The sequence below is a fragment of the Nonomuraea sp. NPDC049709 genome, assembly GCF_040674815.1.
Classification (GTDB): Bacteria; Actinomycetota; Actinomycetes; order Streptosporangiales; family Streptosporangiaceae; genus Nonomuraea.
Map to the genome: position 1 here is coordinate 38,476 of NZ_JBFANM010000027.1, position 23,451 is coordinate 61,926.

General features: G+C 73.5%; 12 protein-coding genes. 10 read left to right on the plus strand and 2 right to left on the minus strand.

Annotated features, from left to right (window positions below; genetic code table 11):
- The first annotated feature begins 10 nt into the window (after positions 1-10).
- The 4 genes from AB0J69_RS26705 to AB0J69_RS26720 all read left to right on the plus strand — a co-directional run bounded on the left by AB0J69_RS26705 (position 11) and on the right by AB0J69_RS26720 (position 12,421).
- Positions 11-10,933, plus strand: a complete 10,923-nt coding sequence (locus AB0J69_RS26705) for a helix-turn-helix transcriptional regulator (protein ID WP_364122642.1) — start codon at positions 11-13, stop codon at positions 10,931-10,933.
- 130 nt (positions 10,934-11,063) lie between these two features.
- A complete protein-coding gene (locus AB0J69_RS26710) occupies positions 11,064-11,588 on the plus strand; it encodes a hypothetical protein (protein ID WP_364122466.1) in 525 nt (174 codons plus the stop codon).
- Positions 11,581-12,117 carry a hypothetical protein gene (locus AB0J69_RS26715; RefSeq protein WP_364122468.1) on the plus strand — a complete coding sequence of 179 codons (537 nt, stop codon included), beginning with the start codon at positions 11,581-11,583 and terminating at the stop codon, positions 12,115-12,117. The genes AB0J69_RS26710 and AB0J69_RS26715 overlap by 8 nt, the downstream gene beginning before the upstream one ends.
- Before the next feature lie 94 nt (positions 12,118-12,211).
- Complete coding sequence (locus tag AB0J69_RS26720; RefSeq protein ID WP_364122470.1) at positions 12,212-12,421, plus strand: hypothetical protein; 210 nt, start codon at positions 12,212-12,214, stop codon at positions 12,419-12,421.
- 186 nt (positions 12,422-12,607) lie between these two features.
- Here the strand turns inward: AB0J69_RS26720 and AB0J69_RS26725 are convergent, their stop codons facing one another.
- Positions 12,608-13,651, minus strand: coding sequence for a hypothetical protein (locus tag AB0J69_RS26725; protein ID WP_364122472.1), 1,044 nt, complete (start codon positions 13,649-13,651; stop codon positions 12,608-12,610).
- Positions 13,652-13,773: 122 nt separating this feature from the next.
- Here AB0J69_RS26725 and AB0J69_RS26730 point away from each other — a divergent pair, with 122 nt between their 5' ends.
- From AB0J69_RS26730 to AB0J69_RS26745, 4 genes are all read left to right on the plus strand, one after another.
- The gene (locus AB0J69_RS26730; RefSeq protein WP_364122474.1) at positions 13,774-14,835 is read left to right on the plus strand and encodes an ABC transporter substrate-binding protein; all 1,062 of its coding nucleotides are present in this window, start codon (positions 13,774-13,776) and stop codon (positions 14,833-14,835) included.
- Positions 14,836-14,875: 40 nt separating this feature from the next.
- Positions 14,876-15,700: an ABC transporter permease gene (locus AB0J69_RS26735; RefSeq protein ID WP_364122476.1), complete on the plus strand. Its 825-nt coding sequence runs from the start codon at positions 14,876-14,878 to the stop codon at positions 15,698-15,700.
- Positions 15,676-16,386 carry an ABC transporter ATP-binding protein gene (locus AB0J69_RS26740; RefSeq protein ID WP_364122478.1) on the plus strand — a complete coding sequence of 237 codons (711 nt, stop codon included), beginning with the start codon at positions 15,676-15,678 and terminating at the stop codon, positions 16,384-16,386. Before AB0J69_RS26735 ends, AB0J69_RS26740 begins: the two co-directional genes overlap by 25 nt.
- Positions 16,387-16,593: 207 nt before the next feature.
- The gene (locus tag AB0J69_RS26745; RefSeq protein WP_364122480.1) at positions 16,594-17,922 is read left to right on the plus strand and encodes a lanthionine synthetase LanC family protein; all 1,329 of its coding nucleotides are present in this window, start codon (positions 16,594-16,596) and stop codon (positions 17,920-17,922) included.
- Between the two features lie 22 nt (positions 17,923-17,944).
- Here AB0J69_RS26745 and AB0J69_RS26750 read toward each other — a convergent pair whose 3' ends face one another.
- Entirely contained in the window at positions 17,945-19,858 is a 1,914-nt protein-coding gene (locus AB0J69_RS26750) for an Ig domain-containing protein (protein WP_364122482.1), read from the minus strand.
- Positions 19,859-20,174: 316 nt separating this feature from the next.
- Here AB0J69_RS26750 and AB0J69_RS26755 point away from each other — a divergent pair, with 316 nt between their 5' ends.
- Together AB0J69_RS26755 and AB0J69_RS26760 are read left to right on the plus strand one after the other, a co-directional pair.
- Positions 20,175-22,067 carry a beta-L-arabinofuranosidase domain-containing protein gene (locus tag AB0J69_RS26755; RefSeq protein ID WP_364122484.1) on the plus strand — a complete coding sequence of 631 codons (1,893 nt, stop codon included), beginning with the start codon at positions 20,175-20,177 and terminating at the stop codon, positions 22,065-22,067.
- 12 nt (positions 22,068-22,079) lie between these two features.
- The gene (locus tag AB0J69_RS26760) at positions 22,080-23,450 is read left to right on the plus strand and encodes a sugar ABC transporter substrate-binding protein (protein WP_364122486.1); all 1,371 of its coding nucleotides are present in this window, start codon (positions 22,080-22,082) and stop codon (positions 23,448-23,450) included.
- Position 23,451 lies beyond the last annotated feature (1 nt).

Consider the following 23,451-nt stretch of genomic DNA (forward strand, 5'->3'; position numbering starts at 1 on the left):
GCCGGAGCACATGTCTCACTCGGGGGGAACCGACGTCCAGGGCTCCGGCGGGCTGCCCACCCGCCAGGACTTCGCCAGCATCGACAGCGACATCCGGCCGGTCTGGGAGACCGAGGCGCTGCCCGACTGGGTGGTCTACTGGCTGATCCCGATGCTGTCCGCCGGCCAGAAATGGCCCCTGGCCAGCGAGAGCGGGCTGTCGGCGCTGGCCCGGGCATACGCCGCGCTGGCCGAGGGGAGCAGCGGCTCCGCCGAGCCCGCGGGCACGGCCGCGCGCACCATCGTGACCGGCTGGTCCGCGCCCGCCACCGCGGCCTTCGTCGCCAGGGCCCGCGAGCTGTACGGCAACGCGGGCGGCATGGCCGGGGTGAGCGGCAACGCGCTGGCGTACGCGCAGCAGGCCGACAACTTCGCCGTCGAGACGCAGTACTCCAAGCTGTCCGTCAACGTGGCGTTCTGGGTGACGGTCGTCGCCATCGCCATCGCCATCGTCGTCTCCTTCTTCAGCGCGGGCGCCTCCACCGCGCTCATCGGCCCGTACGCGGCCGGGGCCCGCGCGGCGTTGAGCCGCATCCTGGTCAGGCTCGCGACGCTGGCCGGCCGGGAGGTCGGCGCGACCAGGCTGGCCAGGGTCGCCGTGCTCAGCGGGGCCACCGGGCGCGGCGCCCTCACCCGGCTGCTGGCCTCCCCGATCGGCAGGGAGCTGATCGAGGAGATCGGCGAGGAGTTCTTCATCGACGCGGCGGCCCAGTACCAGCAGATGAAGCTGGGCACCCGGGCGGAGTGGGACTGGCAGAAGTCCCAGGCCGCCATCATCGGCGCCGGGACCGGCGCGATCGTCGGCACCCGGCTGGCCGGGCCCGTCTCCCGCGTCACCCGCGAGGTGCCCGGCTTCACCGGGCGGGCGCTGACGACCGGCCTGACCAACACGATCGCCTCGCCGGTCGGCAGCTTCATCGCCAACGGCGCGGTGTACGGGCAGTGGCAGAACCCGTTCACGATGGACTCGATGACGGGCGGCTTCCTGGGCGGCGTAGGGCGTACGGGGAGCATCAGCCCGTTCAACCCGGACGTCGTCGCGGCCCTGGCCAACCCGACGAGCACGCTCGCCGCCGCGTACGACGCCGCCGCCCGCACCGACGCCTCCCGCGCGGGAACCGGCCCCGCGGGGCCGTCCGGCCCGTCCTCCCCGGCCACGGCCCCCACCCCGGACGGCGGGCCCAGCGCCCCCGGCGCCGTCCGCGTCCCGGAACCGGCCACCGTTCCCGCCCAGCGCCCGGCCGGTATGGCGGCCCCGAGCCCCGGGAGCCAGCCGGACAGAACCAACCCTGCGTCCCCCGACCTCGACCCGTCCTCCCAGAGGCGCTCCTCCAGCTCCCCGGACCGCGCTGCCGAGGACCCCGCCCAGCCCGACGACCCCACCACCCCTGCCCCCGACCCGGCCACGGCGACTGCGGACGGGAAGCCGAATGCGGCGACCAGCAGCCCGGCGACGGATGGCGCGGTGGCCGAGGAACCCCCGACGGCGCCCGACGCCGGCTCGGAGGCGCACGGCGCCGGGGCGACGACGCCCGGCGACGGCGAGACCGCTCCCCACGCGAGCGCGCCGGCGGACGGCAGCGACTCGGAGGTCGCGGCCGGTCCCGCCCAGCCGGAGGGCGCCGCGACCGAGGAGGGGAACGCCGCTTCGCCGGCGGCCGACCAGCCCGCGCCCCCCGCATCCGCGGACCCGCAGGCTTCGGCGCCCGCGGACCCGCAGGCTTCGGCACCCCCGGACCCGCAGGCTTCGGCGCCCGCAGAACCGCAGGCTTCGGCGGCCGACCAGCAGACCGGCCCCGCACCCCAAGCACAGACGGAGACGCGGGCCGAGGCCACCTCGCCCGCTTCCGCGCTGACGGCCATGCCGGCGGGGGTCAGGGCCAGAGCGGCGCTGCTGGACGCGCTCAGCGCGAACTTCCCCGGCGCGGTGGTCGGTCCCACCGGCGACCTGATCGTCCCGAACGGCGACGGTCACCGCATCATCCCGGCCGCCACCATGGCCCGCGTCCGCACGGCGCTCGACATGCGCGCCGCCGAGGTCAGGAACCAGACGGACCTGCAGGTGGAGGCGGCCGCCCTGCTGCTGGTCGCCCAAGCCGACGACACGCTGTCGGCCCCGGCGCCGAGCACGGCTCCGGCGCCGAGCACGGCCCCGGCACCGAGCACGGCCCCGGACGCCGCCCCGGACACGCCCGGCCCCTCACGGAAGCCGGCGCTCACTTCCAGGCCCGGCACGGTCACCTCCAGGCCCGTCCCCGGCACCAGGTACGTGCCCGATGCCCGCCAGGGCCCCGACCTGACCGTCGACGAGGCGCGTGACGGCACCGCCGACCTGACCCCGGACCACTTCCTCAACGACAACGAGGACGTGACCGGCCTGACCTGGTCGCCGGGCGGCGAGACCCTGGTGGTCAGCACGGAGACGGGCGGCACCCAGCACTTCCGCCCCGTCGTCGGCGGCCTGGACGCCGCCCTCATGGGCCAGACCGAGCTGAGGTCGGGCACGGCCGAGGACCCGCACATCGTGCACCTCGCCCCCCGCATGGCCTCCGACCAGCTCCCGAGGGTCTGGCTGCACGAGATCACCGACACGCTGCAATGGCTGGCGGCGGACAGGGGGAGGCCGCAGCAGGGCATCCTGCGCAGGGCGCTCAAGCCGGCCCGCCCCACGCGGGACGACTGCGTGCCCGCCAGGCGCAACGAGCTGGCGTACCTCACCGAGCAATGGCACCGGGCGAGCACGATGCCCGAGAAGCGCCGGCTCGCGGTGGACATCGACGGCGTGCACCGCGAGCTGCGCGAGCACGGCGACACCCCGCCACCACCGCCCTGGGCACCGGCCCAGGACGGGCGCCCGGCTCACGCGCCGCCGGTGCCGGCCCCGGCGCAGGGAGAGCTTCCGGCAGCCGACGACCTGCGCGCCCTCATCGCGGCCCTGCAGGCGGCGGAGCAGGCACTCCAGCAGCAGGTCACCACGAAGAAGGAGAGCGCGAAGAGCGCGGGGGAGCAGGCGAAGGCGTCCGGCCGCGCGGGCCGCAGGACGCTGAACCACCACGACAGCGGCCGGCACGAGCGTGCCCGCAAGGCCAGGCGGGAGACCCGCGGCCACCGGGCCACGCAGGCGCGGCACACCAGGATCGCCCAGGCGTACGCCGCCGCCCTGGAGGAGGCCACCCGGACGCGGGAGGCGTACGAGCGCCTGCTCGCGGCCGTCAACCAGGTCGCGGCGGCCAGCCGGCCGGCGCCGCCGAACCAGGCCGCGGCGCCCGTCTGGCCTGGTGGGGTGGGCATGGCCGACATCGCCCCCTCCCTGGCGGCGGAGGCCGAGCGGCGGCATCGGCGGTATCTGGACGCGCTGGCCGCCGCGCTGCCGCAGGAGATCGCCCTGTCCGCGGCGATGCCCACCGGCAGGATGGCCCATCTCGGCGCGCTCACCGGCACCGTCAACGAACTCCTGGAACGCGACGGCATCGCCAAGCGGTTCACCCCCGACGAGCTGGAACGGGCCTTACGCGCCGACTTCCACAAGGTCGTCTCCGCCGACGGCGTGGTGCTGCGCGTCGGCCAGGGCGGGGCGGCGGCCGAGCTGCGGATCAAGCTGACCCTCGCCGACCTGGTCGAGGTGATCGACCCGGCCGTGAAGGCGTCCGAGATGATGGTGGGCATCTTCTTCCAGGCCGGCCGCACGGTCAGCGCCACCGAGTCGGGCAGCGGCAGCGTGCCCCTCGGCTTCAACACCTCGGTGCTGGCGCAGCTGCTGCCCGAGGGCGAGTGGCCGCGGGCGGCGGTCGAGCTGCTGGGTGTCGGCGTCGGGGTGAGCGCCGGGCGCAACTGGTCGACGTCGGGCGGGGCGGGCACGTTCGCGCAGGGTGGTTCGGTCTCCGACAACCGGAGCGAGTCGCTGCTGTTCGACGCGGCGGCCACGTGGACGGTCTCGCTCCGTACGGGGCGGGACGGCGAGTGGCGGAACACCACCACGGTCAGCTCAGGCGTCCCCGGCGACACGGCCGCCCAGCGGTTGTGGGTCTCGCACTCCTACACCGACCAGGCGCCCCGCAAGCGGACCTGGATCGACGACGCCAGGCGGAACCCCGTCATGCCCAACCACGTCGTCACCGGCATGACCGGCCTGGAGGACGCCCTCGACACCCTCATGGGCCGGCTCGGCGGCGACTTCGCCCAGATCGGCTCGAACGCCAACGGCCACCTGCGCAAGTTCGTCACCGAGGAGCTGCCCAGCCGGTTGCGGGAGGCGGTCAACGGATTCGACCGCGTCCTCGCCGTGGACGGCGAGCCGCTCGCCCGGATTCACGTCAAGACCGACGTCGTGCTGGTGGCCTCCCAGCTGGTGGGCGCGCCGAGCGACGCCGAGTGGGAGGAGGAGGTGCTCGTCGACTTCGCCGCGGCGCCGGGCGGGTCGTCGTTCGGGGGTTCGCTGGAGGGCAACCTCTCCGCCGGGTTCAACCATCCTGGGCTGGCCGAGGTGGATGTCCTCGGTGACATGGCCGAATACCTCCCGAAGCTGGGGCCCAGGCTCAAGGGCAGCAGGGCGGCGTCGCAGTCGTACTCGGCCACGGCCAACGGGCAGGCGATCCACCCGAGCGTGCACCGCAAGACCCGGAACACGCAGGGCTACCGGCTGGAGCTGCGGCACACGTTCACCGTGGAGAAGGTCGGCGACCGCCCCGTCAAGCTGCCGCCGATGCGCAGCACCGCGCTCGTGCGCATGCAGGAGTCGGCCGCCTACCGCTTCGGCCTGCCGGTCGACGCCGCGGCGCTGATCCGCCAGGACGGCAGGACGCTGACCGGCCCCGACGGCAACGAGGTGCTGCGCGGCGATCCCCGGCCGGTGCCGATCAAGGGGCGCAGGAGCGAGCTGCCCGAGTGGCTCGGCGACGGCCCGGGCCAGATGCGCGGCTCCGGACCGGCCCTCGTACAGGAGATCAAGGGGCTGGACGGGCTCACCCGGTCGGTGCTGGACCAGCTCGCCAAGAACGGCGTCGTGCCCAAGGTCGTCGGCGGCGTGCCCCAGTACGACGGCAACGCCCTCGTGCGGGCCAGCCAGATCCTCAACCAGCAGGAGATCGTCACGCAGCTGTCCGAGCACCGGCTGCGGACCGCCTACGACCAGATCGCGCAGGACGGCATTCTCGTCGACCTGGTGCTGCACGGCCGCAACAGCGCCCCGGAGCACTACACGGTGCGCGTGTCGCTCCAGCAGGACTTCAGCAACCGGGGGACGTATGTGGGGGTGACCGACACGGAGTCGGTGGTCAACCTCGACATCGGCACGGACACCTCGGCGCGCGCCATCAGCCGGTCCAGGACGTACGGGGGCAATCCATCCCTGAGCGAGAGCGACGGCCCCGACGAGGGCCAGGACGGCCTGTCGCACGAGGTGGGCGTGAACGGCGGCGGCAACCGCACCCGTACGGCGGGTTCCAGCACCGGCAGCACCGTCAACATCGTGACGCTCTCGGAGAGCACCGGCCCTGTCGCGATCTTCGACGTCGACCACCAGCTCTCCGTGGACCTGCTGCACGACGGCACGACCACGTCGCTGGACTCGCGCCCGGGCAGCGCCCGGCTGGCCCTCGCCGCCGACCTCCTGCCCCCGGACAACCCGTCGGCGACGGACCCGGCGGCGGCCTCGGTGGGCAGGCCGACCCCGAAGCTGCTCAGCCAGGCGACGCTCCTGCACCTGGACGTGCGCGGCTTGATGGCCGCCGCGCGGCAGGTGGTGCCGAGGGCGATGCGGGACGTCTCGCCCCTCAAGGCCAAGCGGGGCGACGTACGCGCCGCGATCCTGGCCCTGCTCGCCGAGGAGCCGCGCAACGGCTACCAGGTCATCCAGGAGATCGCCGAGCGCAGCGAGGGCGGCTGGACGCCCAGCCCGGGCGCCGTCTACCCGGCGCTGCAGCAGCTCATCGACGAGGGCCTGGTGGTCGCGGAGGAGAACGAGGGGCGCAAGACCTTCCATCTCACCGAGGAAGGCCGCAACTCCATCAAGGCCCCCGCGTTCCACCACTTCGCGGCGTTCCTCAGCGTGCGGAACCTGATCTCCCACCCCGAGCTGTTCGAGACGCCGATCAGCACCGACGTCGGCATCCGCCCGCAGGGCCTCGGGCCCACGCGCTCGTCGCTGTCGGTGGCGGGCGAGATGGGCGACGCGCAGTACGTGGGCGTCATCGACCACGTGATGGGGCGCATCATGTTCGGGCTGGGCAGCGCCGGCGTGTCGTGGGGCGGGTCGTCCGGCCTCTCGATCGGCGCCTCGGTCGGCGGCAGCGACCTGGACGGCGGCGGCACGTCCAGCGACGGCGGCACGCTCTCGCTGCCCTCGCGGTCCGGCGGCACCTCGACCTCGACCTCCGTCCTGGACATCTGGGGCACCGAGGAGCTGACGATCGAGTTCGGCCGGCAGTACCTTTTGCGCGCCGACGTGAACCTCACCCTCACCGGCTCCGAGAGCACCGCGAACGCCATTCCGACGGAGGGGGACCGGATCCCGCTCACCTCCCGCGGGTCGGCCCCGGCGGCGGGTGGCGCGCTGTTCTCCATCCCCGAGTACGACGCGCTGTGCATGTACGCCGACGGCGAGCTCCGGCTCCCGCTCGCCGTGGTCGCCGAAGCGGTCGAGCGGTTCCGCAACGGCAGCCTGACCCTGGACAGGACCCTCGCCGTGCCGCTGGTCCAGGCGTACGTCAAGGCCCTGACCGAGGCGCGGGCCCGCGGCGAGGACGTGGGGGTCGGCGCGCGGCACGACGCCAAGAGCCTGCTCAAGGCGCTCAAGGACGTCGCGGGGCTCGGCCCGGCCGCCACCAGAGTCCGGCAGGGGGAGGCCGAGCAGCGGCTCGACCAGGCACTCGGCTCGGCGCTGGACCAGATCGCGCGCGCCGAGGACGTCGTGCTGGCCCCCCAGTACGAGAACGCCATGGGCCTGAGCGTGGTGGAGTCGTTCGACCTGACCGACGGCCAGGGCGAGCAGGTCCACCTGCTGAACGCGGTGCTGGACGCCGTGAACGCCGCCGTGCCGGGCGCCGAGGAGGGCACGCCGACGCTGCGAAAGGAGCTGAGCGTCGACTTCGCCGGTGACCGGGGGCAGATCCACATCCCCGACATGTGGTCGCCGGGCGGCTTCGAGAAGAGCTACCACGTGCACACCGGCGCGCAGGCCGACCAGGCCGAGGTGGTCACCGTACGGGTGCGCCTGGAGCCCGCCGAAGGCGCCGACCCCCGCCGCGCGACGCTGGTCGGCCACACGTCCGACTCCGGCATCATCATCCAGCGCTACCGCTACACCGACCGGTCGCACACGGAGGCGTACAACGGCTCCTACTCGGCCGGCGTCGACGGGTCCGCCGTGGACGACGGTGACGGAGGCGGCGGCGGCCTGTCCACGGACCGGGGCCGCTCCTACTCCAGCTCCACCAACGAGCAGGGAACGAGGCTGCAGCGGATCGGCCTGTTCAACGGGCTCAACCGGGTGCGGCAGGACATGACGCTCGTCATCGAGGTCGAGCGCCGGTCGGCCCGCACGCGTACGCTGCCGGGCGCGTCCCGCATGCCCCGCACCGTGGCCGCGCTCCGGGCCGCCGCCGAGCGCGTCCTCCGCCGGCCCCGCCCGGCTCCGCGGAGGTACGACGCCGCCCTCGTACGCCGCCTGCCGACCGGCATGAGCAGGCCCGCCGGTCAGGACCCCGGGCCGGTCACCACCGCGACCGACCCCCGTCGGGTCGAGCTCCACCCCGGCCACTTCCCCGAGACCCTGCGGGAGGACCCGGGCCGGCCCACGCTGCTGGAGATCGTCACCGCCCGGCTGGCGAAGATGCTCGGCGCGGACACCGTCACCGAGCGCCGGGCCGAACTGGTCGCCCGGCTGTCGCCGTCCGCCCTGATCACCGGCTTCGAGCGGATGACCGGGCCCGACGGGGACCTCGTCGTGTCGGTGGCCAGGCAGAAGTTCCGGAACCAGGGCGCCGACGTCACGATCGGCGCCCGCCTGTCGGACTTCACGATCGTGGCCGGGCCGTTCGACGCGGAGAAGGGCGAGGTGGACAGGAAGGCCGACGCCCAGAACGTCTCCGTCTCCCGCAGCCGCGTCCTGCCCGTCGGGCTGAGCGGCGGCACGAAGATCGGCGACCTGGGCCTCGACATCGGCGCGCGGGCCGGCGAGCAGGCGTCGGAGAGCGTGAACGACCATCACGGCGGGCGCCGCGAGCGCAGCAAGTTCGAGAAGGGCAAGGCGTACACCGTCCGGCTCCGCGTGGACTACGACCTCACCTTCCGGTACGTGACCCGCACGCGCGACGGCAACGTCCGGCCCGTCGGCGACCCGATCCACCTGCCGGGCGCCGCCGCCGGCGAGGCGGACGTCACCCTCTTCGGGGACGAGATCGAGGAGCTGCGCTCCCGGATGGAGTCGGGTGTCCGGCTCGGGACCGAGCCCGCGGGGCTGGGGACGTTCCGGTTCGTTCCCGAGAGCGGCCGGAAGGGACTGATCCAGGTCCTCGGGGACGCGCGGATCGCGGCCCGGGAGCGCGGGGCGGTGGCGCTGGTGGCCGTGCACGAGCCGGGCGGCCTGCGCCGCTACCGGGCCGCCCCCGACGGTACGGTGCGCAGCGAATCCCCGGACGGCGGCTTCGCCGAGGCGTTCGCCACCCTGCCCCCCGACCTCCTCGACGCCGCCGACCGGCAGAATCTGGACCTGCGGCACGTCTTCCTGAACTCCCAGGAGCAGGGCACCTTCGTCCGGCAGGTCGCGGTCGAGCTGGAGGCCCAGGACGCGCGCCCGGCCGCACCCGATGCCCCGGCCTGGCCGGCCGCCTCCGCGCCGTCGCACGCGCCGGCCGGCGGCAGCGTCGCCCAGGGGCTGACACCCCCGTCGGTGACCTCCCCGGCCCTGCCCGGCACCCCCTTCGACGCCGCGGCCCGCCCGGAGGGCGCTCCCGCGCTGACCCTCGCCGAGGTACGCGGCCAGGACGTGTCCCCGGCCGACTTCGGCGGCGCCGTGGCGAACCTGCGCTGGTCCGGGGCCGACCGGCTCCTCATCCAGCTCCCGGCCACGGCCGACCAGCACGTCCGCGTCCTGGTGGAGGACCCGGGCGAGGGGCTCACCGGCCGTACCGAGCTGCGGTCGGGCACCGCGCAGGACCCGCACGTGCTGCGGATCGGGCCGCGCGTGGACCCGCACGTGGTGTCGTCCGTGCTCGTGCACGAGATCTCGCACGTCGCCCAGGAACGCGCCGCGGCGGCGGCCGGGGCCCGGCAGGGGGTGGTCAGGGCGTCGCTGTCGGAGCACCACGCCGTCGAGGGCACCGACCACTGCCTGACGCCACGGATGGACGAGCACGCGCACCTGTCGCGGAAGTGGCGCGCGGCGGCGGACCCGGCGACCCGGGAACGGCTCGCCGAGGCCATCACCGCCATCGCCGCCGACCTCGAACGCCGCGGCCACACCCCGCCCCCACCCCCATGGGGCTCCCGCACACCGGCCGCTGCCGTCCTTCCGGGACCCGACGACGGACCCGCGCCCTTCGGGCCGGGCGGGGTGGACCCGGCTCGTTCCGGGATCGCCGGGCTGGCCGGCGTCGCGGGGGTCTCCTCGATCGCGCCCCGGGGCCGATCGGGCGAGTTCACGGTGACAACGGGCAGCGGCGGCTTCACGCTGGAGGTCGTGCCCCCACCGGGAGCGGCCGAGGTCACCGTACGGTCCCGTGCTCGCGACCGGCTCGTGCTGGAGATGCCGCCCGACGGCGGACCTCAGGCGATGATCGCCGTTGCCGCCGAGGTGGCCGGGCACGCCGCGAGGCCGGGTACGGATGGCGCGCCCAGGCTCGCGGCCCAGGACGCGGCGACGCTCGCCAGGGTTCGCGGCCTGATCACCGCCATCGCGCAGACCCACTCCGCCCCGAACCACCGCCGATCCCTCGCCTCCGCCCTGAACGGCGAGCCACCCCAGGCCGGGTCGCTCGCCTCGGCGCTGAGCGGCGAGACGGCGCCCCCTCAGCCGCTCGCCTCCGCTCCGAATGGCGAGACGATGCCGCCGAGGTCGCAGGCGTCAGCGCTGAACGGTGAAACGACGCCATCGCGCCCGCCCGCCTCCGTCCCGAACGGCGGGGGCAGCGCCACGCCCGCACTCGCCTCGATGCTGCGGGCCGAGGTCGAGCGGGCAGGGCTGGCGGACGGGCAGCCCGGGGCGGCGGCCAGGCTGGTGGCGCTGGCCCGGGCGGGCGAGCTCGCCCCCGAGCACGTCGCCGCGCTGCGCGGCCCGGCGGCGCTGCCGGAGATCGCCGCCGCCAAGGCCGTCGAGCGGGGCGCGGCGCTCATGGGCGCGCGCGTCCGCACCTACGGCCCGGGCCTGCTGGACATCGAGGTCCCCGGCCACCCGCCCATCCCCGTAGACATCCGCCCCACCCACACCGCCACCACCCACACCGCCACCGGGCCCGCCTCCGAGCAGGGCGTGCTGACGTACCAGGTGGATGCCCGGTGCACGATCGGTGCGAATGAGCGTGCGGCCGCCGCGGAGGCCGCGGCCGCCATCGCCCGGGTGCGGGGTGTGGCGGTCGAGGAACATCGGAGGCTGGCCGAGCTGCACGAGGCCGTGCGTCAGGTTCGGTCGGCCACCGCCGCTCAGCGGCCGGGACGGCTGGGCGTCCTGTACGATCTGGCCACCGCAGCCCCCGCCGGGCTGGTCCCCGCACCCCTTGCCGCCGACCTGGCCAGGCTGCTCGACGGCCCGCGCCCCGGGACCCGGCAGGCGTACTGGGACCGCATGCGCACCCTCAGCGGCGGCACCGGGCTGCTGCCGCCGGAGGAGGAGTGCCGGTGCCCCGAGGACGGTCCGTGCGGGTGCGGCCTACGGGCGCGGTCCCGCACCGTGCGGGCATGATGGGCGGGCAGGGCGAGCGGGCAGGGCGAGCGGGCAAGGCAGGCGGGTAAGGCAAGCGGGCAGGACGGGCGGGCAAGGCGAGCGGGCAGGACGGGCGGGCATGATAGGAAGCCCCGAGGAGAGGACGGTTATGACCTTCGCGGTAGCACGGACGAGGGATGAGGCGCATCTCTACCTCGACCTGCACCCGTGCGCGTGCGGCTCGGTCGACACGACCTGGGACAGCGGCCTGGTCAGCGTCGAGGGTGCGCTGGCCAACCGCTACGCCGGCACCTGCGGGGAGTGCGGCAGCCCGCGCGAATACCTGTTCGGGTTGCCGGAGCGCCCGGTGATGCCCGCGGGCTACCCGACGTTCGGGGGCGGTGAGCCGTCGCAGCTCCTCGACGCGGGGGAGTGGCTGTGGGTGGCCGATCTCACGGCGGGCAACGTGCCGGTGGACGACGAGGCCGAGGCCCGCCGCACGCTGGCGGTGGCGAGCGCGGCCGTCGAGGAGGTCGTCAAGTTCATCCCGCCGGGCGCGGACGAGGTGCCCGACGACGGGTTCTGGTCGCAGCGGGGGCAGGAGGTGCGGGCGGCCGAGCCGGGCAGGTTCCAGCTCGACCGGCTGCTGATCGTCCGCGACACCTACCGGGACCTGGCGGCGCGGCATGCCTGAGCGCGGCCTGGCCCGCTCCCTCGTGGAGGCGTACGTCCACCTCGACCTGACCGCCTCCGGCGGCTCGGAGCGGGCGGAGGTGACGGATGAGCGGGACGGCTGGCTGGTGCGCGCCGGCGGCGTCGAGGTGCTCGTCCCGTACGAGGCCGAGGACGCGGCCAAGCACGAGGGCGCCACGTTCGGCACTGGCCTGTCGGAGCTGCTCGACCCCGGCCAGTGGGTCCTGGTCGGCGCCACGTACGCGAGCAGGGCCCTGGAGGGAGGGCTGTTCTACGCGGCCGACCCGTCGGACCCCGAGCGGTTCGACGCCGTCGCCACGGACTGGGGCTTCGCCGCCGACGCCACGGCCGAGGCGCTGAAGTTCCTCCCGGAGGGCGCCGCCGAGCTGCCCCCGGAGGCGTTCTGGACGGAGATGGGCAGGTCGGCCCGCGACGCCGACCCGGGCCGCTTCACCAGGGCGAAGCTGGAGAGCGACCTGGCCTTCTACCGCCAGAGCCTGGCCGACTTCCATCGCCTCCACGCCGGCTGATCCGGGGCCTCACCACCGCCCCCAAGACCATTACACGGCTTTTCGGCCGGGCTTGCTCTAATGGCGCCACCTGATCAACAGAGAGGACATCCTGATGAGCGAGCCTTCGTCTCCGGGGTCGCGGCGGGCCCTGTTCGGCGTCGCCGCCGCGGGCGGCCTGGCGGGCCCGGCCCTGCTGGCCGTCCCGGCGCGTGCCTCGTCGGACGCGGTCTCCTGGGGCGTGCGCCGGGTGGCCGACCGGGCCATGGACGGTTCGACCACGGGTGGCGCACCGGCGAGTGGGAGCCGTTCCTGGCCGTCCTGACCACGCGCTTCTCCTTCTGGTTCCCCGAAGGCCAGTGGCGCGGCCGGCACGAGGGCGCGGCGGGGCGGCGGGCGATCGCGGAATGGGCGAGCTTCCACGGGGACGACGGCCATCGTGCGGGTGCGCGGGGAACGGATCAGCGCGCTGCACGAGTACTGGGGGAACGTCCCACCGGCGGCCGAGTGACTAGCGGCGGCGCGGCGCGTACGGGGGCAGCGCGGTGAAGTCGAGGTCCGCGTCGGGCCAGCGCCGGCGCAGGGCCGCGGCCAGCCGGCGGCACAGGTCGGCCAGCCGGGGCAGGGACCGGTGGTCGTCGGCGGTGCCGGCGGCGGCCTCCAGGGTCGCGACCAGCTGCGCCCGGCTGTCGTCTCCCGCCGGGCGGGCGTCCAGCGCCGGCAGGCGCGTCAGACGGGCCAGCGCCCACGACACGCACGCCGCCGCCAGCCCCAGGCCGTAGCGCCGCTCGTCCTCCGCCGCCGGAACCCCGGCCGCCAGCGCCCGCCGGTAGACCTCACCCGGCGGCTGGACCGACAGCCAGGCCGGGCCCGGCACGTGCAGGCAGACCGCGTCGTGCAGGGCGTGGGTGAAGCCGGCGAACTCGAAGTCGATCAGCCGCGCGTCGGCCGGCCCGCTCCCGTGCACCAGCACGTTGTTCGCCTCCGGATCGCCGTTGCTGAGCACGAGGAACGGCCCCGGATCCGCCAGCTCCGCCCGCGCCAGCCCCAGCTCCCGCGCCACCCCGCCGCTGATCGGAACCCCCAGCTCCTCGGCGTGCGGCACCCGCTCCAGCCTGTGGACACGGCCGAGCCGGTCGGCGGCCGGGTCGACCGGCCCGACCAGGCTCCGGCGCCGGTAGTACGTCTCCGCGTGACCGGCGGTGAGCGCGCCCAGCTCACCGCGGATCCGGGCGAACGCGGCCAGCCGCTCCGCGTGCGCCCCCGCCCCGTCGCGGCGCAGCAGCCCGTCCAGCGCCGTACGGGGAGCGAGGTCCTCCAAGACCATCCGCCCGCCCGGCAGATCCTCGGCCAGCACGCGCGGGGCCAGGCACACCCCGAGATCCTCCGCCAGGAACCTGAGCGCCGCCACCTCCGTACGCAGCCGCCACCCCTCGCTGTGCGTCGCGGCGGCGTGGGGCCCCATCCACTTGACGATCACCGGCTCGTCGCGGTCGGTGCGGGCACGGGCGACCCTCCACGGCTCCAGCCGGGTCCACTCCACCACGTTGAGCATCGCCACAGCCTATCCAGCAGTAAATCATGTATATCTGGTAGGAAATGTTGACTTAGTCGCGCGGGGCTCGTAACTTCGAGGTCATGAGCCCGGGTCCCCGCGACGACCAGAGGACGAGCCACATGCCTCCTCCCTCCAAGACCCCGAAGAGAGCGGCACTCGCCGTGCTCGCCCTGCTGGCCGTGACCGCCTGCGCCGCCCGGCCCGGCGAGAGCGCGACCGAGGGTGGTCTGGCGGCCGACGCGCCGCTGCCCACCGCCGTGCCCAAGGGCACCAAGCTGATCGTCGGAGATCCCCAGACCAAGGTCGCGCTCCAGCTCTCCGGCGAGATCGACACGTTCTCGTTCACCGTCGAGTGGGCCAACCTCAGCGGCGGCCCGCAGACCAGCGAGGCGTTCCGGGCCGATGCGCTGGACGTCGGCGCGGTCGCCGAGATCCCGGCCATCCACGCCACCTGGACCGGCCTGCCCGTGAAGATCGTCGCGTCCAAGTTCCGCAAGGACCCGATCGAGCACCCCACGTACGAGCTCGGCATCGCCCCGGGCGTGAGCGTGCGGACCCTGGCCGACCTGCGCGGCAAGAAGATCGCCTACAGCCCGGGCCAGGCCCAGGGCGCGCTGGTGCTCAAGGTGCTCGAGAAGGCCGGGCTCACCAAGGACGACGTCACCTTCGTCGAGCTGCCGAGCACCGGCGACGTCTACCCCAACGCGCTGGCCTCCAAGCAGGTGGACGTGGCGCCGATCGGCGGCGTCAACATCAAGCGCTACACCGCCAAGTTCGGCCGGGACGGCGCCACGACCATCCGCCACGGGCTGCGCGACGACCCCGGTCACCTCTACGTCCGCACCGCCACGCTCCGCGACCCGGCCAAGGCCGCCGCCATCCGCGAGTACGCCGCGGCCTGGGCCCGCGCCGCACGCTGGGTCCACGAGCACCCCAAGGAGTGGATCGAGGGCTACTACGTCAAGGACCAGGGCCTCACCGCCGCCGACGGGCAGTACCTCGTCGACCTGGCCGGCGAGCCCGACATCCCGGCCGACTGGTCGCAGGCCATCGCCCGGCACCAGGAGACCATCGACATCCTGGCCGCCGAGACCGGGAACCCGCCGCTGCAGGCCGAGGACCTGTACGACCTGCGCTACCAGGCCGTGGGCGCGGAGGCGATCAAGGACGGCGCCCAGTGACGCCGCCGCTGCACCACCGGCCCGCGAAGGGTGATGCCCGATGACGCTGCTCGACGCCCGTCCCGCGACCCCCGCCCGCGTACGCACCCGCCGCCGCCTCAGACCGGGCCGCCCGATCAAGCTCGGCTTCCTCCTCGGCCCGCTCCTGCTGCTCGCCCTCTGGACGGCCGCCTCGGCCACCGGCCTGCTCGACCCCCGCTTCCTGTCCGCCCCCTGGACCGTGGTCACCACCGCCGCCGAGCTGACCGGCACCGGCCGCCTGCCGGACAACCTGCTGACCTCGGTGGGCAGGGTCGCGCTCGGCCTGGCCATCGGCGTGCCGCTCGGCCTGGCGCTCGCCCTCGTCTCCGGCCTCAGTCGCTGGGGCGAGGCGGTCATCGACGGACCCGTCCAGATCAAGCGGGCCGTCCCGTCGCTGGCCCTGATGCCGCTGCTGATCCTCTGGCTGGGCATCGGCGAGGTCATGAAGGTCACCGTCATCGCCGTGGGCGTGCTCGTGCCGATCTACATCCACACGCACAACGGCCTGCGCAGCATCGACAGCCGCTACGTGGAGCTGGCCGAGACGGTCGATCTCGGGCGCGCCGCGTTCATCGGGAAGGTGGTGCTGCCGGGGGCGCTGCCGGGCTTCCTGCTCGGGCTGAGGTTCGCGGTCACGACGGCCTGGCTGTTCCTGGTCGTGGCCGAGCTCATCAACTCCACCAGCGGCATCGGCTACATGATGGACCTGGCGCGCACGTACGGGCAGACCGACGTGATCCTCGTCGGCATCGTGCTGTACGGCCTGCTCGGGCTGTTCTCCGACGCCGCCGTCCGGCTCGTGGAGAGGAGGGCGCTGTCGTGGCGACGGACGTTGGCGAGCTGACCCGCGTCCAGGGCCTGACCCGCGTTTACGGAGACCGTACCGTGCTCGACGGTCTGGACCTGGAGCTGGCGCCCGGCGAGTTCGTGGCGCTGCTCGGGCGCAGCGGCTCGGGCAAGAGCACCCTGCTGCGGGCGCTGGCCGGGCTGGACGGCGACGTGGCGGGCGCCGGGACGGTCGAGGTTCCCGGCGGGGTGTCGGTGGTCTTCCAGGACGCCAGGCTGCTGCCCTGGCAGCGGGTGCTGCCCAACGTGATCCTCGGCCTGCCCGGGGCGGAGCGGCGCGGCCGGGAGAGCCTGGCGGAGGTGGGGCTCGCGGGGCGGGAGCGGGCCTGGCCGAACGAGCTGTCCGGGGGCGAGCAGCAGCGGGTGGCGCTGGCGCGCTCCCTCGTACGCGAGCCCCGCCTGCTCCTGGCCGACGAGCCCTTCGGCGCCCTTGACGCCCTGACCAGGCTCAGGATGCACGGCCTGCTGCGCCGCCTGTTCGAGCAACACCGCCCGGCCGTGCTCCTGGTGACCCACGACGTGGACGAGGCGATCGCGCTGGCCGACCGCGTGCTCGTGCTCGACGACGGCAGGATCGCGGCCGAGCAGCGGCTCGACGCGGGCGCGAGCCCCGCCGAGACCCGGGCCGAACTCCTGCGGGCGCTCGGCGTGACCCAGGACGGACGGCGGGAGAAATCCTCGTGACGCGACTTGAGCGGCGGCCGGGCGGGGAGGAGCATCGTGACTACGGGCGCCCCGCACCCGGGGGTGCGCGGGTTCGCCGAGGCGGTGAGCGCTGTGGGACAGTTGTGAGGGCGACGCGCCGGTCATCGACCGCCGGGACCGGCTCGCCGATGCGCGGCATCCTGGTTTTTCCGAGTATTCCTACTGAAGTTATGGGAAAATAGGGCCATGAGCCTGGAAGAGACGCGCGCGTCCAGCGCCCGTGCCGACTCCCCGCTGACCGCCGCCATCCTGGCCGGCAGGTGGATCCGATCGGCCGCGATCGACGACGAGCGCGGACGGCGGTGGCTGGCCAATCCCGACTCGCGCGGCGCGTCGGCGGTCACCCCCGAACCTTGGTCCCTCTACTCCGGGGCGGCCGGCATCGTGCTGTTCTTCCTGGAGCTGGCCGCCGCCACGGGACATGACGCGTACCTCGACGACGCCCGGGCCGGCGCCCGCCGGCTCGCCGCCACCTGGCGCGAGCAGGACGACCTGTCCCTCTACCACGGGCTGACCGGCGTGATGATCGCTCTCATGGAGGCGGGCTGGACGCTCGGCGAGGCGGAGTTCGAGGGCGAGGCGGCGGCGATCGCCGACCTGATCGTGAGCCGGGGCCGCGCCCAGGGCGACGGGGTGCAGTGGTCGCGGGATCCGGCGCAGCGCGGCGAGGGCGGCATCATCCTCGGGCTGCTGCGGGCCGCCACGCACCTCGGCGTGCCCGCGTACGAGGCGGCGGCGGTCGAGGCGGGCCTGCGCATCGCCCGGCTGCCGGTGCCGGGGCACCGCTTCGGCGACTGCGCGGACCTGCCGGTCGACGCCGTCACGCCCGGCTTCCTGGCCGGCACGTCCGGCACCGCGTTCCTCCTCGCCCGCCTGTACGGCGTGACGGGCGAGGAGCGCTTCCTGCACGCCGCACGCAGCGGCGCCGCCTTCGTCCGCGAGGTCAGCGTCGTGACCGGGGCGTGCGCGGTGGTGCCGCACCACGTGCCGCACGCCCGCGGCCTGCACTACCTCGGGTTCTGCTCCGGATCGGCGGGTGTGGCCCGGATGTTCTACGAGCTGCACCGGGTCGGCGGCGACCCGGGCGACCTGGAGTGGGCGGAGCGGCTGGCCCACGGCATCGTGCGCAGCGGGGTGCCGCGGCGCCGTACCGAGGGTTACTGGAACGTCGCCTGTCAGTGCTGCGGCACGGCCGGTGTGATCGAGCTGTTCGTCGGCCTCTGGGCCGCGACCGGCGACGAGTCCCACCTCCAGTACGCCCGCACGCTCGCCGCCGACCTGATCGGCCGCGCCACCGACCACAACGGCCGGGGCTACCGCTGGTACCAGGCCTACCGGCGGCTGCGTCCGGGCGAGGTGACGGCCGACACCGGCTACATGGTGGGCGCGGCCGGCATCGGCGCCGCCCTGCTCCACCTGGACGCCGCCGGGCAGTCCGCCGACCCGCGCCGGGTCGTGCTCCTGCCCGACAACCCGTTCCCCGCCATCCCGCTGCCCGCCTCGGCCTTCGGCTGAGGGCCCAGGAGGCTCAGGAGGCTCATGAGTACGCCTTCACCTCCAGCAGCCCGACCGACCCCGAGCCGCTCTGCAGGACCGCCCTGAGCCGGGTCGTGCTGACCGCGCCGAACGTCACCCGGTTGTAGGCGTTGACCGCGGTCGGGTAGGTGCCGGGGATGTCCGCGTACGCGGTGCCGTTCCAGTACTGCAGCTTCCACGAGGCCGGCAGCCGCACGCCGCCGTTGTCGTCGAAGAAGTACACCTCGGCCGAGCGCAGCGTCTGCGCAGACGGCCAGGTCAGCTCGGCCCACTGCGTGCCCGTCTGCGGCCACGTGCCCCAGCGGCGGTTGACCGTGTCGTTGGACGACGGCGGGTCGATGCCGTCGTTGAGCGCCGCGGCGCTCTCCCAGGGCGAGGTGTAGGAGGCCGACGGCGTGGCGCCGGTGGCCAGGTTGGCGGCCGGGCCGCCGCCGACATTGAGGGTGAAGGTCCTGGTCACCGGGGCGCTGAGCCGGTCGTAGTCGCGGAGCTGGACGGTGAAGGTGGCGGAGCCGGCCGCGGTCGGGGTGCCGGTGATGGCGCCGGTGAAGCGGTCGAGGCTCAGCCCGGCGGGCAGCGCGCCGCCGGTGACCTGCCAGTCGTAGAACGGCACGCCGCCCCTGGCGGCCAGCGTGTGCTGGTAGGCGGTGCCCGGCGTGGCCTGGGGCAGCGAGGTGGTGGTGATGGACGGCTTGAGGAACGGGGTGAGGTTGCGGTTGAGCTTCCAGCCCGCGTTCTCGGCCACCAGCAGGGCCAGCTTGGTCAGCATCCACCTGCGGGTGGGGAACAGGTGGGTCCAGCCGCCGCTCTGGCCGCTGAGACGGTCCCAGTTGGGCTGGTCGCCCGGGATGTGGTAGCTGCTGTCCAGCGGCACCGCGCGGCCCTGGTACTCCACGACGTCGGGGTCGTTGCCGCCGCCCTGGACGTAGGAGCGCATCCCGGCCCAGTCGCTGTGGAAGGCGACGGAGTGGCCGTACTCGTGCATGACCAGGCCGTGCACGTCGAGCACCGAGCCCTGGATCTCCGTCCGGTACCAGTCCTCGTCGGCCAGTGAGGTGAACAGCTGCTTGTTCGCCTCGTCGTACTCGAGGATCATCGCCGTGGAGCGGTGCAGCGGGCCCGGGAGCTGCTGGCCGCCCCGGGTGCTGTAGCGGCCGTTGGCGGCGGGGTAGCCGGTCGAGTACGGGGTCTGGATGCCGCGGAAGAAGACGTACATGCCGTTGTAGGCGGTGTTGTTCGTGACGTTGATGGTGTTCTGCCAGTCGTTGCCCGGCAGGTGGTTGGGCTCGGCGCCGGCTGCCACGGTGTCGAAGGGCTGCATGTCGAAGAACCGGAACCAGTCCTTGACCGCCTCCTCGGCGGCGGTGCGCACGCCGGTGTCGTTGAAGTAGCCGGTGATGGTGTCGTAGCGGTAGTCGAAGGCGATCGGGAGCGACGGCTGCAGCGCCGTCTTCTCGTCCTGCTGCACGAAGATGGGCATGGACTGCTGGTACGTCGCCCCGCCCGCGTCCCTGATCGACAGCCGCAGCGTGTGCTGCTCGTCGGCCCCGGGGCCGCGCTTGGAGTGGATGGCGAGCCGGAAGACCTTCTGCTCCGACGCGTTCGCGAACGTCAGCGTCTTGGTCGCGCCCGTGGCCGTGAGCTGGCTGGGCAGGTCCATCATCAGCCGGGACGTGCCCTCGGCCTTGAGGTCGATGGTGACGGGGAAGCGCACGTCGGCCGGCGGCCGGACGGTGAGCTCGACGTAGGGGTTGGCGAGGTAGCCCTGCCAGTCCACCAGCTTGACGCCGTAGGCGTTGACGGTCCTGCCGAACAGGTCCACGACCGTGGCGGTCGGGGCGGCGTGCGCGGGCGGTGGCGGCCCGGCGACGAGGAAGGACACGAGTAAGGCGGCCACGACGGCCAGTCGTCCCATGGCGGAAACCTTTCTCCCGGGGGTGCGCGGCGGCCCTCCTGGGCCACCGGAGCGAAAAAAATGAAAGGTTTTCGGAGCAAAGCTCACCGGCTGGAGGTCTGTCAAGGGCCTTTCATGGCTTGCAGCAACTGGCAACGTTCTGATAACGATGAAAGGTTTTCGGCCAATCCGGTTGCACCCGTCCCGGTCCTGCGGGAGCAAGGAGGGGCAACCGTTTTCCCGCGAGTGCACCGCATACGCGGATCTATTGACTAGTGCTGTATCACATCTTACATTGCGGGCCAGGAAAACCTATTCCCAGTTTTCAGGGAGCACGATGTCTGACCTCAGGGACCGCGTCCGCGGCCCGCTGGCACCCTCCACCGGCGTTCAACGGCCACTGGGCATCGACGACGTCGAGATCGAGGGAGGTCCGTTCGGTCGCTGGCAGGCGATCAACCGGGAGGCGAGCATCCCGCTCGGCCTCGAACAGATGGAGAAGTCGGGCGCGGTGCCCAACCTGAGGCTGGCGGCGGGGGAGGGCGGCGGGTCCTTCCAGGGGTACCGGTTCCAGGACTCCGACCTGTACAAGCAGCTGGAGGCGGTCGCCTGGGAGCACAGCCGGCTCCCCGACGACGCCTATCCCGCCTTCGTCGCCGAGTCGGCCGCGCTGCTGGCCCGCGCGCAGCGCCCCGACGGCTACCTGAACTCGCACTACCAGATGGTCAAGCCGGACAAGGTCTTCGCCGAGCTGGAGTACAGCCACGAGATGTACTGCGCCGGCCACCTCTTCCAGGCGGCCGTGGCCGCGGCTCGCGCCGGGTGCGGCGAGGAGCTGCTGACCGTCGCGCGGCGGTTCGCCGACCTGCTGGTCGAGCGGTTCCTCATCGGGGGCGACGACGGCATCGACGGGCACGCCGAGGTGGAGACGGCGCTGGTCGAGCTGTACCGGCTCACCGGGGAGCGGCCCTACCTGGAGCTGGCGAGCAAGCTGATCGACAACCGGGGCAGGGGCCTGATCGCCGACAGCGGCATGGGGCCGCTCTACGCCCAGGACCACCTGCCCGTACGCGAGGCCGACACCGCGGTCGGGCACGCCGTGCGCCAGCTCTACCTGGAGGCCGGCGTCGTGGACGTCGCCGTCGAGACCGGGGACGAGGAGCTGCTGGCCTGCTCGATCCGCCGGTGGGAGGATCTGGTCGCCACCAAGACCTCCATCACCGGCGGGCACGGCTCGCGCCACGACGGGGAGGCGTTCGGCGAGCGCTACGAGCTGCCGCCCGACCGCTCCTACAACGAGAGCTGCGCCGCCATCGCCGCCGTCCACTGGAACTGGCGGTTGCTGCTGGCCACCGGCCACGGCCGCTACGCCGACCTGATCGAGCGCACCCTCTACAACGCCTTCGCCGCCTCCACCTCCGCCGGGGGCACCCGCTTCTTCTACGTCAACCCGCTGCAGCGCCGCGCCGACCTGTTCGAGGATGCCTACCTGGGCCGGCGCCGGGAGTGGTTCGCCTGCGCCTGCTGCCCGCCGAACATCATGCGCCTGGTCTCCTCGCTCGGCCACTACGTCGCCACCACCGACGACGAGGGCCTGTCGGTGCACCAGTACGTGCCGGGCACGATCCGGGCCGGCGGCATCACCCTCGCCGTCGAGACGGACTACCCGTGGGACGGCCGCGTACGGTTCACGGTCCGCGACACCCCGGGCGGCGAGTGGACGCTCAAGCTGCGCGTACCCGCCTGGAGCGCGCCCGGCGAGCTCACCCCGAACGCCGACGGGTACGCCGAGCTGCGCCGCGCCTGGAAGCCGGGCGACACCTTCACCCTCGACCTGGACCTGACGCCCCGCCTCGTCCTGCCGCACCGCAGGATCGACGCGCTCCGGGGGTGCGCCGCGATCGAGCGCGGCCCGCTCGTCTACTGCTTCGAGCAGATCGACCAGACCGCCGACCTGGAGGACCTGGCGCTGGTCCCGGACACCCGGCTGCGCGCCGTGCGGCGCGACCTGCCCGGCCTCGGCAGGACCGTGCTGATCGAGGCGGACGCCGTCCAGTTGCCGCCCGCGCCCCCCGAGGGCCTGCCGTACACCCCGCAGAACACCCCGCAGAACACCACTGCCCCCACCGACCTCCAGGCCCGCACCCCCGTCACCGTCACGGCCGTTCCCTACTACCAGTGGGACAACCGCGACGGCGGCGTGATGCGGGTCTGGACACCCCTCGCGTAAGGAACACGCACCATGAAGAGAAGAGACCTGTTGAGGATGGGCGGCCTGGCCGCCCTGGGCGCGGCCGCGGCGGCCTGCGGCTCGGGGGGCGGCACGGGCGCGGCGGGCGCCACCGAGCTGCAGTTCATGTACTGGGGCTCGACGTTCGAGAAGGCCGCCATCGAGAAGATGCTCAAGGCCTTCGAGCAGAAGAAGCAGGGCGTCAAGGTGAAGCCGGTCTTCACCCCCGACGAGTACGACGTCAAGCTCAACAGCCTGGTGGCCGGCGGCAAGACGCCGGATCTCGGCTACGTGCCGATGTCGATGTCCTTCCGCCTGGCCGAGCAGGGCAACCTGGTCAACCTGTTCCCGTACCTGCAGAAATATCCGCAGCTGGCCGGCTACCTGCCGGACGCCTACCTCTGGTACGGGCCGGACAAGCTGCACGGCGTGGCCACCGCCAACGAGATCGAGCTGCTGTGGTACAGCAAGTCGGCCGTCGCGCAGGCGGGTGTCGCCCCGCCGCCCGCCGTGGCCTCCTCGGCCTGGTCGTGGGACCAGCTGGTGGAGAACGCCTACAAGCTGACCGTCGACCAGAACGGCAAGCACCCGGACGAGTCCGGCTTCGACCCCAAGCAGGTCCGCCAGTTCGGCATCTCGATCAGCGTCACCTACGCCGCCGCCTGGTACGGCTTCCTGCGCAGCAACGGCGCCGACTTCGCCGACGAGGCCGGCAAGAAGTGCCTGCTGGACAGCCCCGAGGCGATCCAGGTGTTCCAGAACCTGCAGGACCTGATCTACAAGCACCGCGTCGCCCCCGGCCCCGGCCAGCTCGCCGCGACCGGCGACGACGTGCCGGGGACGAACATCCTGCTCAAGACCAAGCGGGTGGCGATGGTCGTGGACGGCCACTGGGCGCTGCTCGACATGAACGAGAGCAAGGTCGACTACGGCATCGGCGTGCTGCCCAAGTACGCCGAGCCGTTCACCACCTCGCAGGTGGCGGGCGCGTCCTCGGTGTTCAGCGGCACCAAGCACGTGGAGGAGGCGGTCGAGCTGTTCGCCTTCCACATCGACCCGCAATACGTGGACCTGTACAAGCAGGGCCTGTGGATGCCCCAGGAGCGCAAGTACTACGAGGACCAGGCCGCCATCGACTCCTGGACGAAGAACGACGGCCACCCGCCGGAGTTCCGGACGGCGGTCGTCGACTACGCCCGCGACCACGGCGTGCCCGACCTGCGCAACCGGGTCAAGAACCTGTCCGCGATCTCCAGCGACGTGCTGACCCCGGCGCTGCAGGAGATCGAGTCCGGCAAGAAGCCCGCCGCCGAGACCCTCAAGGCGATCGCCCCCAAGATCACCGGCATGCTGCAGGGCTGGCAGCACACCCAGGAGCCGTGAC

What these genes read in the sequence shown, in the direction of transcription:
- AB0J69_RS26705 (WP_364122642.1), top strand. Translation starts at nt 11, where the DNA reads ATGTCTCACTCGGGGGGAACCGACGTCCAGGGCTCCGGCGGGCTGCCC.
- AB0J69_RS26710 (WP_364122466.1), top strand. Translation starts at nt 11,064, where the DNA reads ATGACCTTCGCGGTAGCACGGACGAGGGATGAGGCGCATCTCTACCTC.
- AB0J69_RS26715 (WP_364122468.1), top strand. Translation starts at nt 11,581, where the DNA reads ATGCCTGAGCGCGGCCTGGCCCGCTCCCTCGTGGAGGCGTACGTCCAC.
- AB0J69_RS26720 (WP_364122470.1), top strand. Translation starts at nt 12,212, where the DNA reads ATGAGCGAGCCTTCGTCTCCGGGGTCGCGGCGGGCCCTGTTCGGCGTC.
- AB0J69_RS26725 (WP_364122472.1), bottom strand. Translation starts at nt 13,651, where the DNA reads ATGCTCAACGTGGTGGAGTGGACCCGGCTGGAGCCGTGGAGGGTCGCC.
- AB0J69_RS26730 (WP_364122474.1), top strand. Translation starts at nt 13,774, where the DNA reads ATGCCTCCTCCCTCCAAGACCCCGAAGAGAGCGGCACTCGCCGTGCTC.
- AB0J69_RS26735 (WP_364122476.1), top strand. Translation starts at nt 14,876, where the DNA reads ATGACGCTGCTCGACGCCCGTCCCGCGACCCCCGCCCGCGTACGCACC.
- AB0J69_RS26745 (WP_364122480.1), top strand. Translation starts at nt 16,594, where the DNA reads ATGAGCCTGGAAGAGACGCGCGCGTCCAGCGCCCGTGCCGACTCCCCG.
- AB0J69_RS26750 (WP_364122482.1), bottom strand. Translation starts at nt 19,858, where the DNA reads ATGGGACGACTGGCCGTCGTGGCCGCCTTACTCGTGTCCTTCCTCGTC.
- AB0J69_RS26755 (WP_364122484.1), top strand. Translation starts at nt 20,175, where the DNA reads ATGTCTGACCTCAGGGACCGCGTCCGCGGCCCGCTGGCACCCTCCACC.
- AB0J69_RS26760 (WP_364122486.1), top strand. Translation starts at nt 22,080, where the DNA reads ATGAAGAGAAGAGACCTGTTGAGGATGGGCGGCCTGGCCGCCCTGGGC.